The following is a 12,996-nucleotide window of genomic DNA, read 5'->3' on the forward strand; positions in this document are numbered from 1 at the left end:
CAATGTTAGCGATAATGAGTTAAATGTAACTTTCTTATACCTTCAAGAATTAATGTGACGACCGCAAGCAAAATAGCTATGTACGTAAGCCAATCCTTTTGGTTGATAGTCTCGCCTAAAAGAATCGCCACTATTAATAGCAGCACAGGCTCAACATAAACGAGTAAACCAAAAAGGCTTAAATTTAAATAGGGGGCAGATAGGGATTGAAACGAAAGCGCTAGAGCACTAATCCCCCCAAGGCCTACTACTAAATAAAGCAATGTTAAATTTACGGTTAACTCCGTGACAACTTGTCCATTGGCAAAGATAAAATAACAGGCTATAGGAAGGCTCAAGAGCATATCAACCCATGTGCAACCAATGTTATTAGTGTTGGTTTTTTTTCGTAGCCAAAAATAAATAGGGTAACCTATGCATACAACCCAAACCGGCCACAAAAATGATTGAGAAACAATTAATAGATTTAAAATAGCTATGAGAGCAAATAAACATGCTACTTTTTGATGCGGGGTTAAACGCTCTTGAAAAGCAAGCCGTCCGATAATTACCATAGTAATTGGCATGATAAAGTAGCCTAATGAAACCGCTAAACCATATCCATTTACGGGTGCCCACATGAATAGCCATAATTGTACACCAACTAAAAAAGATGAAAGGAGCCGTGTTAGCCAAAAATACTTTTCATATCGCACCCTCGTATATATGCCCAGTACTAGTGGCCAGTAACCTTTTAGTAGAATAAAAACAGTTAAAAATGGCACCGTAAATAAAACTCGCCAACCATATGTTTCTTGACCTTGAAGTTCATTTAACAGTGAAGTGTAAGCAAACATTAGTGCAAAAAGTGCTGATGAAATTATATTTAAAGTAACTCCCAATGAAGTTTTAGTAGAGTTTTGCATAGTCGGTATATAGAAGAGATTAGGTGTGTATATTTTATTTCAATACCATTGATAAATGGGCTCTAAAAAAGTACTGTTTGCGAGAAAATTTATCACCTTGAGATATTATGAAACTAGATCGCTATGACTATGCGCTTTTAGAATTAGTCCAGAAAGATTGCCAAACTCCACTTCGAAAACTGGCTGAAGCGGTACATCTATCAACCGCCTCGGTGCAGCGCCGTATCCATAAACTCAGGGGAAGTGGTTATATTGTATCAAATGTGGCGATTTTAGACCCAGATAAGCTAAATCAAGTTATCACTATTTTAGTAGAAGTGGAGGTTAACAGGACACATATTTCTGAGCTTGAGCTACTAAAGCAACGTTTTTCAGGTCCTGAAGTGCAGCAATGCTATTATGTTACGGGTGCAGCTGATTTTGTACTGATATTAGTTGTGCCTAATATGCAGCGCTTTCAAGAGATTTGTGATAAGTTTTTTCATGAGAACGATAATATCAAATCATTTAGAACCACCGTTGTACTAGAACGCGTTAAATCGAGTTTAAATGTGCTTTAAATACACTTGTGGTGACAATCAATTATTTTATGATGGAATGATTAATATTTTTGAATAACTGACTCAAAATATTTTTGTTCAGATAGTGGATGAAAATCTGCAATTGCCTAGCGTATAACCCAAGTGGTTTATAAAACCACTTGGGTTATAGCAATTGAGTGTTTAGCGGATAATCATTTGCTCACGCTCAGGGCCTACAGACACCATACTTACAGGTACTCCCATCAGTGCTTCGATGCGTTCTACATAATGCTGCGCTGCAGCAGGCAGACTGTCGAAGGTACGACAACCGGTAATATCTTCATCCCACGCTGACATGCTTTCATAGATTGGCGTTAAAGCCGCTGTTTGTGGCCAAATAGGGTTTTCGCTGTGATCGCCTGCATAACCAACGCAGATTTTTAAATCTTTCATGCCAGATAGGCAATCAATTTTGGTTAAAGCGATTTCAGTGGCTGCTTGTAATTCAACACCGTTACGGGTGGCAACTGCATCAAAATAACCCATATCACGTGGGCGGCCAGTCACTGCGCCATATTCGTTCGCGCTTTCACGAAAATTGTCTTGCTCTGCCATGGCGGTAACGAGTGTACCTGTACCAACAGATGAGCTAAATGATTTAGCCACAGCGATAACACGCTCAGGGCGCAAAGCTGGCAGCCCGCTGCCAATTCCTGCATAGGCAGCAGTCACGTTTGATGATGTAGTATACGGGTATTCGCCGTAAACTAAATCGCGGCCTGCGCCTAGTTGCGCTTCAAACAATAAGTTGGCATCTTGCTTTTGCAGTGCTTTTAAAGGCTCCGTTACATTACAAATAAATTCACGCCAAGGAGCGCTGACAGCTAATAACCACTCAGTCATTTGTTCAGCTGTTTGTGAAAAATCACAGCTTGGGTAAAGGGCTTTTAGCTGTGGCATTTTCCAATCCAGCATAAATTGAATACGCTCTAATAAAACGTCTGGCTGATTTAACCAGCCAACTAAAATGCCTTTTTTCATTACTCGGTCGCCGTATGCAGGTGCAATTCCTTGACGAGTAGAGCCGTAAGCAGCATCGCCTAAGCGCACTTCTTCGAGGGTATCTTCAAGGGCGTGTAATGGTAAGCATAACGTTGCACGATCAGAAATACATAATTTTACATCAACACCGGCGGCGTTAACTTCGGCTATTTCTTCGCTTAATGCGCCAGGGCTTATCACCATGCCTGGGCCTAGTACTGCAATACAATCAGGATTAAAAATACCGCTTGGTAATTGGTGTAGTTTAAACGTACCAAAGTCATTCACAACGGTATGTCCGGCGTTATTACCACCTTGAAAGCGAATGCTAGCAGATGCGTTCTCAGCTAGAAAATCGACGATACGGCCTTTGCCTTCATCACCCCAGTTTGCACCTACAACAACAATTGACGGCATAGTTTAATCTCCAAATTGATTGAACGAATATGGTATGCGCTCTATTAAAATAAGAGAAATTAATTATAATTATTATCTTGATAAGAATTTCATATCGATTTCACACCATTAAGGTCATAAAGATGCTAGATATTCACTGGTTAAAAACTTTTGTCACATTGGCTGAGTTAAAGCACTTTGGTAAAACAGCCAATGCGCTGCATATGACACAGCCAAATGTTAGCTTGCATATTAAGCAGTTAGAAAAAACGACACGGGTTAAACTGATAGAACGTAATCCTTTTAGTTTGACCCAAGCGGGTTTACGGCTATTAGAGTCTGGACAAAAAACCTTATGGGAATTACAGGTTTGCCAATCTGACTTAAATGCGATTAATGATCTCAGCCAAGGCACACTGACAATTGCCGCCAGTGATATAATTTCTCGTTTATTGTTGATTGAGCCTTTTCAGCTTTTTAAGCGCCAGTTTCCTGGGATTGACTTTACTTTGCTCAATACAACGTCTTCGCAAGCGTCAGCATTGGTTAAAAGTGCTGAAGCCGATTTAGGGTTTGTGATTGCCCAAAAAGAAAGTGAGCCGCTGCATTTTACGCAATTACAGCAGATAAAATGGTGTGCATTAGGTAATCATTTAAAGTTATGGCAGCAAGCCAAAAACGATAACAATGTTACATTGACTGAGCCGCCAACATTAATCTTACTCGGCCATGATACGCGAACCCGAGACTTGCTCGATAGTGCCTTGCCATCTTTAAACTTACCAAATTACCGGGTGATGGAAGTGGGCAGTGTCGATGCGCAAATTGATTGGGCTGAAGCGGGGTTTGGCGTTGCCATCGTGCCAGAGTTTTCCCTGCGCAGTAAAGCAAATCTAACTACTACAGTGACCGCATTACCGCAATTTCCAACTACCAGTTTAGGTTATATAGTGAGGCAAAATCAGGTACTTTCAAAAGCGATAAAGCAATTACTACATTGGGTAAATGAAGAAATCTCCCGTACTCATCTTGCATAGTATTTATATGTTAACTGTACGGCTATGTACTTTTTGATTCAGTTATTTTTATGTGTAAGGGTTTTTACCTTCAGCTACTAGTACACAAAAAATCCGTAAATCTAATTCGAGTTGATGGTAGCTTGGCTCCATGTGGCAGCACAGGGCGTAAAAGCTTTTGTTGTGGTCTTTTTCCTTAAAGTGGGCGAGCTCGTGTACTACTAAAGCTTTGAGTAATTCCTCTGGTGCACGCAGTAAATCACTGTTGATGGCTAAATCGTGCTTGCGGGTTTTACCTTGCATACGATACGTATGAGTACCTAGCGCGTTAGTGACCATATCGCCTTGTTTTTTAAACGCGGCGCGGCCAAACGGTGGCGCATTTTTTAAATAGCGCTTTTTAAGCTCAGTGGCGTATGCGTATAACGACTTGTCACTGGTAATATTATGGGAGCTTGGGTATTTTTTAGTTAAATACGCGCCGTGTTTATCATTTTCAATAAGCTGCATTACTTGCGTTACAATTTGCTCTGGATAGCCGCTAAAATAGCGTTTAAAATCACTCATTCAATACTTCTTTGTAGTTAATTAATTTTCAACGCGAGTCAAAAAAGGCTGGCTTGACTGGCTTCTTTTTCACCAGTGAAAGGGTTTAGCACGGGGTGCTGGTAACCTAAATCTTGGCAAAACTCGCGTGCTAATAATGGTGCTTGGCGGTTATCTGCAGTATGAAAAAATACATACGGGTGCTTACCCTCATCAAGCCATTGTTTTACTTTTTTAAGCCACGGTTGGTAATAGCTTTTATAGTCATGATCTAAATCGGCAATCACAAAGCGGGCCATAGGTTGATTGCCTGTTGCAATGGCATGCACGGGTAAATGGGGCTTTTTTTGTTGGGCATCGATGAGTGCTTCAGTGTTTGGCTTAACTGCAAATAATGCGCGGGTGTCCATTGAGATACGGTTGACATTGTTTGCTATTAATAGCTGATTAAAGGCAATTTCGGCTGCGCCTTTCTTAAAAAATTCGGGGTGGCGAACTTCAACGCCGTAGTTTAAACCTGTCGGTAGCTTGGCAATAAACTGTGCTAATAACGGCAGTTGTTTGGGGCTAAAACTACTTGGTAGCTGCAACATGATCTGCCCAACATGAGACAATATTGGCTCGAATAAATTAAACCATGCAGTGAGTTCGTCATCGATATGAGTAAGCTGTAATTCATGACTAAAGCGTCGATGGAATTTAAAAGTAAATTTAAAGTCATTGCCGACAGCATCACGCCAGCGATTTAATGATTCAACACTAGGATCGGCATAAAAGCTGGTATTGCCTTCGACTGAATTAAACACCTGTGCGTATTCGTGCAACATATCGGCATTTTTGCAGTGACTTGATAATAAATTGCCTTTCCACGCGGTACTTGACCACTGCGGACACCCTAAATACAACATAAAACGGTTAACTGATTGTGTGTTTTGGTTAGTATATCAAATCTATAAATTGAAAGCATAGTAGCTGCTGTCGAGCTCGCATTTTCAAGTAACTTGGGTATAATGCTCCCCCTAAAATGATTTATAAATAGTGGCTTATTCTCCCTCAAAAACAGCAATTCTTAGGGGAAGCGGCTATTCGTCTTTACACTGACAGGAAAACTATGCGCTCTATATACTGCGGACAGCTAAATAAAACTCACGTAGATCAAGAAGTTGAACTATGTGGTTGGATCAACAAACGACGTGACCTTGGTGGACTTATCTTTGTCGATTTACGCGATAGAGAAGGTTTAGTACAAGTTGTATTCGATCCTGAAGTTGAAGGCTTAATGGATACCGCGAATACATTACGTCAAGAATTTTGCGTACAATTAAAAGGTGTAGTTCGCGCACGTCCTGACAGCCAAATCAACAAAGATATGGCAACTGGTGAAGTTGAAATTTTAGGCACAGGCCTTACTATCATCAACCGTTCAGAGCCATTACCACTTGATTTTAATCAGGTAAACTCTGAAGAGCGTCGCTTAAAATACCGTTACTTAGACCTTCGCCGTTTAGAAATGAGTGACCGTATTAAACTACGCGCTAAAGCTAGCAGCTTTGTGCGTCGTTTCTTAGATGAAAATAATTTCTTAGATATCGAAACGCCAGTACTTACAAAAGCTACCCCAGAAGGAGCGCGCGATTATTTAGTACCTAGCCGTGTTCACAAAGGCAGTTTTTACGCATTACCGCAGTCTCCGCAGTTGTTCAAGCAATTGTTGATGATGTCGGGTTTTGACCGTTACTACCAAATTGTTAAATGTTTCCGTGATGAAGATTTACGTGCTGACCGTCAGCCTGAGTTTACTCAAATCGATATAGAGACCTCGTTCATGAGCTCTGCTCAGGTACGTGGTATCACAGAAAAAATGATCCGCGAAATGTGGCAGCAATTGCTAGACGTGGATTTAGGCGAGTTCCCAATCATGCCTTACGCTGAGGCAATGAGCCTGTATGGTTCTGATAAGCCAGATTTACGTAACCCAATGACATTAATTGACGTTGCCGATTTAGTAAAAGACGTCGAGTTTAAAGTTTTTTCTGGTCCTGCCAATGATGAAAAAGGCCGTGTTGCTGTATTAACAGTACCAGGCGGTGCATCACTTTCGCGTAAGCAACTAGATGACTACACTAAATTCATCGGTATTTATGGCGCGAAAGGGCTTGCGTGGATGAAAGTAAACGACCGCGGTGCAGGCGCTGAAGGCGTGCAATCGCCAATCGCTAAGTTCTTAAATGAAGAGGTGATCAACGAACTTCTTGCACGCACTAACGCACAAACTGGCGACATCATTTTATTCGGTGCTGATAAACGCAACACAGTAAACGAAGCTATGGGCGCGCTACGTATTAAGATTGGCCTTGATTTAGAGATCACTAATCTAAATAGCTGGGCTCCACTTTGGGTTGTTGACTTCCCAATGTTTGAAGAAGACGACGAAGGTACATTGCATGCTGTTCATCACCCATTTACAGCACCAAAAGATGTAAATGCAAGCGAACTTGAAGCAAACCCAGCAGCGGCTATTTCAGATGCATACGATATGGTACTAAATGGCTACGAAGTAGGTGGTGGTTCGGTACGTATTCATAATACAGATATGCAAGAAGCAGCGTTTAGAATCCTAGGTATTGATGCACAAGAGCAGCAAGACAAGTTTGGTTTCTTACTTGAAGCGTTAAAATACGGTACGCCACCACATGCTGGTTTAGCGTTCGGTTTAGACCGTTTAGCAATGTTGCTGTGTGGTACTGATAATATTCGTGACGTGATTGCTTTCCCTAAAACTACCCAAGCGTCGTGTTTGTTAACTAACGCACCAAGTAAAGCAAATGCAGATTCGCTTACAGAGCTTGCTATTAGTGTTGTTGAAAAAGCTGAAAAATCAGCAGAATAAGTGATGAATTAGCACTTAATCTTGCAATTGATTTAAAACCCTTAAGTGTAGGCTTAAGGGTTTTTTTATGGTGTAATCAAAATCGTTTAATAAAAATATATTAAGGATAGTAAATGAATATTAGTGCGACTTTGCTTGGTGGGTTTTTGGCTTTGGTATTTATAGTTATAGTATGCATCCCATTTTTTACGTGGATAAGTTATCGCCTTGGTAAAAGAAAAACAACAACACCGGTTATTGTTACTGTAATTGGTGGGCTATTAGCGATTATTCCTATTTTTGGGTTGATCTATATCGCAGTTCTTGCTTTGAAAAACGATTTAGAGGTTAAGCATTCGAGTGTTTAAAGAGTTCGATTATTTCGATCAGCAATTTTCAAAATGTGTTGCCAGCACGCAGCACTTTAGTGACATTGAATTTGAACAGTGCCAGTTTATTGAATGTGATTTTAGTCATAGTCAATTTAGTAATTGTCGTTTTATTGAGTGCGAATTTATTAACTGTAATTTAAGCGATTTAAATTGGGGTTATAGTTCGTTAGAAGAAGTCAGCTTTGTTGATTGTAAGCTCAACAGTATTCAATGGGCGCAGGTAAATTGGCCACAATTGGCACTTACTTCATCGGTGAATTTTAAAAATTGCCAACTTAGTCATAGCTCGTTTTATGAGTTACAGTTAAAAGGCTTGATCATGACTGACTGTTTTGCCAAAGATGTTGATTTTAGACAGGCTAATTTAGCTACCAGTGATTTTAGTAACACTGATTTTAGAGATAGTCTGTTTCAGCAAACAAACTTGAGTAAAGTAAACTTTGTCGGTGCGATGTATTTTAATATTGATATTAAAAATAATAATGTCAGTCGGGCTAAGTTTGAGCGCTTTGCAGCGTTAAACTTACTCAGCGGTCTAGATATCGAGCTGGTGGATTAGCCGTTATGACACGGCTAATCTAATTGCTTAATTAGCAGGCAGGGCCATTTTTATTTCGTGCGCTGGCAAGTGCGCGGGCAATTTCAAGTAATGCAGGGGAAATATCACTGGCGCCATCTTTGATGAGTTTTGATACATCACCTGATGAATACAAACTATCGCGTGGTGATTTTATGCCTAATTCACGCACAAAATCTTTAGTCTTGCCGGTGCTGCCTGTTTCGATAAATTTGAAAATAATACGCTCGTTATTATTTTTTGGCTCTGTTTCTAGCGTTTCGATTTCATCTTGATACGCTTCAATTCTGCTTTGTAAAATATCGATACGCTGTTCGATGCTGTTGTATGATTTCATGGATAGGTTCTTTTCTAAATAGACGTTAGGACAATACGACTATTATCGCATAAATTTATAATAATTATTTTTTTCTTTAAAACTCTTCTGCTGTTTTAGGTACCTCGTTTTATTGCAATTAATATTCAAAAGCTTAAAGTACTTTATAATTTAAATAAAATAAGTCGAGCAAATTAATGCCACTACCTTTTAAGTACCTTGTGAGCTTCTTTTTTCTCATAGTCAGTGCCGTCGCCAGTTCCGCAACAAACAGCGAAATGATTGTTGATAAAGCGCGTGACCGCGCGATCCCGATCAGTATTTCATTACCAGCATATAACGAGCATTGTAGCCAACAAACAAAATGCCCTGTGGTATTTATTAATGCCGGATATGGTATTGCGCATACTGACTATCAGTTTGCGGCTGATATATTTACAGCTAAGGGCTATTTAACCATTGCTGTAGCCCATGAATTAGACAGCGATCCTGCGCTCAACCGCACGCCACCTTATATGGCCACTCGTATGGAAAACTGGCATCGTGGTGTGGTCACTCTAAAATTTTTAGTGACCGAGTTGAGCTCTCGCTACCCAGAGTATGATTTTACGCGGTTAACGTTATTTGGTCATTCTAATGGCGGTGATATAGCTGCGCTTTACGCGGCGATTTATCCCAAGCAAGTGAGTCAAATTATCACGCTTGATCATCGGCGTATGTTGTTACCTCGCAATAAAAACATTCGGGTTTTAACGTTACGTGGCAGTGATTACCCTGCGGATAATCAGGTATTACTCAATGAAGATGAATTAGCACAGTATCCGGTTACGCAGATTTCGATAGAGAACTCACGCCATAATGATATGTATGATGGTGGGCCTGCTGATTTAATAAATGAAATGAAAAAAAATATAAAAGAGTTTTTATTATATTAAGCATCTAATGAAAAGATAAGTGTTGTTTAAAAGGATCAAACTAACAATGAAATATTTTTTGCAAGGAAGCATAATTTTTTTACTTTTAATTATGTTGATGCCTTCTTATGCAGAAGCAAGGGAGGCTGATTCAACAGCTGGATTACATGTAACAATTGATGTAAAACCCAATGGCAATCTAATAGTCACTGAGCAGTTTGATATAACGGCCGGTGGTTATATATTCAAGCATGGTATTTATAGACGAATCCCATTATTACTTGAGGGCCGTTATGGTGGTGAATATTTAGCTGGCTTCAAGATGCTAAGTGCTCAGTTAAATAATACATCAATACCTTATCAAGCAACCATTTCAAATGGCAACGCAATCATAAAAGTAGGTGATCCTAAAAAAGAGTTAGATTATGGGCCTGCTAGCTTTATTATTACTTATCAACTATCAGATGAAATTCGGTTTTTTGAAAATTATGATGAGTTATATTTTAATGCCATTCCTCATCAATGGGCAACTTCAATAGAGAAGTCAATGGTTGTAGTTAACCTACCAGAACAAACCAGCGTCCTAAAGTACAAAGCCTATACCGGCTCTTACACAGAGAAAGAAGATAATTATATTGTTGATAATCCAGTACAAAATCAATTTAGGTTTACTGCTACGCAAGACTTAGGTTTAGGGGAGGGGATGACAATTGTTCTCGCGCTTCCTAAAGATATAATAGATCAACCTTCGGTATTTTATTTTATATTTTTACTGGATTTTTTAGAGTGGATTTTGCTTATCACGTTTTCGGGTACGGTGGGTGGTTTTGTTTATTGGTCTTGGCGTAAGGTTGGTATATATCCAGATGAAAATGTCGATACTCCAGATATTACTGATGTGCCCAGTGAAATTAGCCCTGCAATAATTAATTACATATTAAACCACGCAATTTTTTCAAATAGTACAATGAGAGATTTAACTTCTGCCAGCACTCACTTAGCTATTAAAGGCTATCTAGGCATAAAATATGAATACCTCCCCTCTGATAGTGGTATTAAAGAAGGTTCATTTTATACCCATACATTAACATTATCACTTAAGACAAACCTACCAAACACTCCTTTACCAAAAAATGAACAATGTATTCTCGATTGGGTTATTAAACAGGGTGGGAGTTACCAAGTTAGCCGTGAAAATAGAAAGAAAAATCGAGAACTCTTTAAACTTTTTTCTAGTGCGATTAGCAAAGACTTAAAAGCGACAAGTATTTTTACGTGGAATATTAAATACACACTTTTTACTGTTGCTCTGTCGTCGGTATTTGTTAGCTTGCAATTGATATTTGGCGTTTCAGATTGGACTGATATTCTGTGGGGGCCGCTTGTTATTCTTATGACTGCTCCCGTGTGCATTATATGGTTGGCTATTTACGAAAGTATTTTTGAGGACACTGATGAGAATGTTGAGCCACAGTGGGAAAAAAAGTGCTTACTTATATGTATTACTTGGCTTCCTTGGATGTGGCTTCTTTGTAGTTTTGTACCCTTGTTGTCGATCTCGATGGCTTTTTTATTGTTACTTAGTATAACTGCATTATCTTTAAATCGCGGCCCCTCCCAATACGGGAAGCCATTACTGGTAAGTTCAATGCAAATACGAAAATATATATCCGCTAAAAAACTGCCTGAAGACGATCTCTTGCTCACTGAAACTGAATATGAGAAATTTTTACCGTATGCAATTTCGCTGGATTTGCATGATGAATGGTGTGCTCGATTTGATAATGTTCTTAGGTTTAAAAGAGGACAATTTAGAAAACAAAAAAGACGTAAAAAGAAGAAAATTTCAGAATCTCTCAATCCTTATAGATATACACCGATGTGGTTTTCAGGTGGTTTTTCTGACCAGACAGAATTTCTTAATTGTGTAGATGGAATGAGTTATTCAGCTTTGGGAAACTCAAGTGTTTCATCCTCTATGTCGAGTTCAGGCTTCTCCAGTAGTGGCGGTTTTTCTGGCGGAGGAGGAGGTGGAGGTGGCGGAGGTGGTTGGTAGGCAAATGATAAAAATACCAAATTTCAGGTGTATAAATCAAATGCCTAAGCGGGAAGTTTGTTGTTAATCAACCAGCTCACTTACAATCAGTGGGTTGTTATGCAGGGTTTTATGCACAGGGCATTTGTCGGCAATTTCTAATAGGCGCTGGCGCTGAGCGTCACTCAAATCGCCTACTAAGGTGATTTTACGGGTGATGGCTTCGAGTTTGTCGGTTTGCTCGCAGTTATCGCAATCGGCGTGATAATCACGGCTGTGGTCCAGTTCTATCTTTACGTGTTCAAGTGGCAAGTTTTTACGACTTGCATACATACGTAAAGTCATTGCGGTGCATGCACCAAGTCCAGCAAGTAAGTGATGATAAGGGTCTGGGCCTAAATTATTACCGCCAACACTTAGTGGTTCATCAGCCAGCCAAGTATGATCCTTGGTACTTACATGCTGAGTAAAGACATGATCTTTCTCTTCAACTAATACATTGCCGCTGCTAAGTTTGGCACTGTACTGGTTTTTATCAAAATCCACATAACGTTTTGCCCATGATGCTATAACGTCTGCTGCGTAGTCAGCATCGTCTTTGTTAGTGAGTAAGTGGTCGGCGTTATCCAGACTAATAAAGCTTTTTGGATGTTTAGCCGCGGCGTAAATCTTTTCAGCTTCAGAGATATTTACTGTGGCATCAATAGGGGAGTGCATAACTAATAAAGCACGTTTTAATTTACTGATATGGCTGTGGTCGTAATTGGCAATGTCGTCCACAAACTGTTTTTTAATGGTAAATTCTCGCCCTGCTAAATTTACCTTGGCTTCGCCCTTGCTATTAATTTCATCAAGATGAGCGGCAAAGTTATGCGCTACATGTTGCGCATCTGATGGTGCGCCTATGGTGGTAATGGCTTGTACTTCAGCAATGTGTTCGGCAGCTGCTAGTACCGCTGCGCCCCCTAAACTATGACCGATTAATAATTGTGGCGCTTTAAAGTGTTCACGTAAGTGATCTGCCGCGGCAATTAAATCTTGGATATTTGATGAGAAATTACTGTTGGCAAAATCACCGTCGCTATTACCAAGGCCAGTAAAATCAAAGCGTAATACCGCAATACCTTGTTGAGTGAGTGCTCGGCTAATTCGACTTGCTGCGGCTATATCTTTACCACAGGTAAAACAATGGGCAAACAAGGCATAAAATTTAATATCACTGGCGGGTGTTTCAAGCTGACCGGCGAGTGTTAAATCACCACTTTTGAACGAAATTTTTTGGCGCATAGGTTACCTTTGCTTAATGAAAGAGGTTAGTGAAGAATAGACCATTAAAGTGCGTTTATAATTACAGTTGTTTTGGCGTTTTATCCACAATAGCAACATTTTGATTTGCATCAAGTAATAAACGCTCACCCAGCTAAAGAGGACATAAGTCCTTATGTTTTTTTGCCCGTTTTATTATGCT

The 12,996-nt window shown here is 39.8% G+C and carries 13 protein-coding genes; 7 read left to right on the top strand and 6 right to left on the bottom strand.

Going from position 1 to position 12,996, the window contains the following annotated elements; all coding sequences use genetic code 11:
- Positions 1–5: 5 nt before the first annotated feature.
- Positions 6–905 (bottom strand): EamA family transporter RarD, encoded by a 900-nt coding sequence (gene rarD / locus H5158_RS11185; protein WP_182717959.1) that lies wholly within the window; start codon positions 903–905, stop codon positions 6–8.
- Positions 906–1,012: 107 nt separating this feature from the next.
- On the opposite strand from rarD, the gene H5158_RS11190 reads away from it, so the two are divergent.
- Complete coding sequence (locus H5158_RS11190; RefSeq protein WP_182740037.1) at positions 1,013–1,465, top strand: Lrp/AsnC family transcriptional regulator; 453 nt, start codon at positions 1,013–1,015, stop codon at positions 1,463–1,465.
- A gap of 162 nt (positions 1,466–1,627) precedes the next feature.
- On the opposite strand, the gene H5158_RS11195 is transcribed toward H5158_RS11190, so the two are convergent.
- A complete protein-coding gene (locus H5158_RS11195; RefSeq protein WP_182740038.1) occupies positions 1,628–2,884 on the bottom strand; it encodes an adenylosuccinate synthase in 1,257 nt (418 codons plus the stop codon).
- 122 nt (positions 2,885–3,006) lie between these two features.
- On the opposite strand from H5158_RS11195, the gene H5158_RS11200 reads away from it, so the two are divergent.
- Positions 3,007–3,900, top strand: coding sequence for a LysR family transcriptional regulator (locus H5158_RS11200; RefSeq protein ID WP_145242350.1), 894 nt, complete (start codon positions 3,007–3,009; stop codon positions 3,898–3,900).
- A 48-nt stretch (positions 3,901–3,948) separates the two neighbouring features.
- Here the strand turns inward: H5158_RS11200 and H5158_RS11205 are convergent, their stop codons facing one another.
- Both H5158_RS11205 and H5158_RS11210 read right to left on the bottom strand, forming a co-directional pair.
- Positions 3,949–4,446 carry a M48 family metallopeptidase gene (locus tag H5158_RS11205; RefSeq protein WP_149982946.1) on the bottom strand — a complete coding sequence of 166 codons (498 nt, stop codon included), beginning with the start codon at positions 4,444–4,446 and terminating at the stop codon, positions 3,949–3,951.
- 38 nt (positions 4,447–4,484) lie between these two features.
- Positions 4,485–5,333 (bottom strand): DUF72 domain-containing protein, encoded by an 849-nt coding sequence (locus H5158_RS11210; RefSeq protein ID WP_149982947.1) that lies wholly within the window; start codon positions 5,331–5,333, stop codon positions 4,485–4,487.
- Between the two features lie 203 nt (positions 5,334–5,536).
- Between H5158_RS11210 and aspS the strand changes: the two genes are divergently transcribed.
- The 3 genes from aspS (at position 5,537) to H5158_RS11225 (ending at position 8,245) form a co-directional block, all read left to right on the top strand.
- Positions 5,537–7,315 carry an aspartate--tRNA ligase gene (aspS, locus tag H5158_RS11215; RefSeq protein ID WP_145242380.1) on the top strand — a complete coding sequence of 593 codons (1,779 nt, stop codon included), beginning with the start codon at positions 5,537–5,539 and terminating at the stop codon, positions 7,313–7,315.
- A 113-nt stretch (positions 7,316–7,428) separates the two neighbouring features.
- Positions 7,429–7,662, top strand: a complete 234-nt coding sequence (locus H5158_RS11220) for a hypothetical protein (RefSeq protein WP_182740039.1) — start codon at positions 7,429–7,431, stop codon at positions 7,660–7,662.
- Positions 7,655–8,245 (top strand): pentapeptide repeat-containing protein, encoded by a 591-nt coding sequence (locus H5158_RS11225; RefSeq protein ID WP_182740040.1) that lies wholly within the window; start codon positions 7,655–7,657, stop codon positions 8,243–8,245. Before H5158_RS11220 ends, H5158_RS11225 begins: the two co-directional genes overlap by 8 nt.
- 31 nt (positions 8,246–8,276) lie before the next feature.
- Here the strand turns inward: H5158_RS11225 and H5158_RS11230 are convergent, their stop codons facing one another.
- Positions 8,277–8,600: a hypothetical protein gene (locus H5158_RS11230; RefSeq protein ID WP_145242342.1), complete on the bottom strand. Its 324-nt coding sequence runs from the start codon at positions 8,598–8,600 to the stop codon at positions 8,277–8,279.
- 176 nt (positions 8,601–8,776) lie between these two features.
- Here H5158_RS11230 and H5158_RS11235 point away from each other — a divergent pair, with 176 nt between their 5' ends.
- Both H5158_RS11235 and H5158_RS11240 read left to right on the top strand, forming a co-directional pair.
- The gene (locus H5158_RS11235) at positions 8,777–9,514 is read left to right on the top strand and encodes an alpha/beta hydrolase (protein ID WP_182740041.1); all 738 of its coding nucleotides are present in this window, start codon (positions 8,777–8,779) and stop codon (positions 9,512–9,514) included.
- Positions 9,515–9,560: 46 nt separating this feature from the next.
- A complete protein-coding gene (locus H5158_RS11240; RefSeq protein WP_182740042.1) occupies positions 9,561–11,549 on the top strand; it encodes a DUF2207 domain-containing protein in 1,989 nt (662 codons plus the stop codon).
- Between the two features lie 63 nt (positions 11,550–11,612).
- On the opposite strand, the gene H5158_RS11245 is transcribed toward H5158_RS11240, so the two are convergent.
- On the bottom strand, positions 11,613–12,815 hold the full coding sequence (locus H5158_RS11245; protein WP_182740043.1) for a bifunctional alpha/beta hydrolase/OsmC family protein: 1,203 nt from the start codon (positions 12,813–12,815) through the stop codon (positions 11,613–11,615).
- Positions 12,816–12,996 lie beyond the last annotated feature (181 nt).

This window comes from Pseudoalteromonas sp. SR45-6, assembly GCF_014163545.1.
In the GTDB taxonomy this organism is placed as follows: Bacteria; Pseudomonadota; Gammaproteobacteria; order Enterobacterales; family Alteromonadaceae; genus Pseudoalteromonas; species Pseudoalteromonas rhizosphaerae.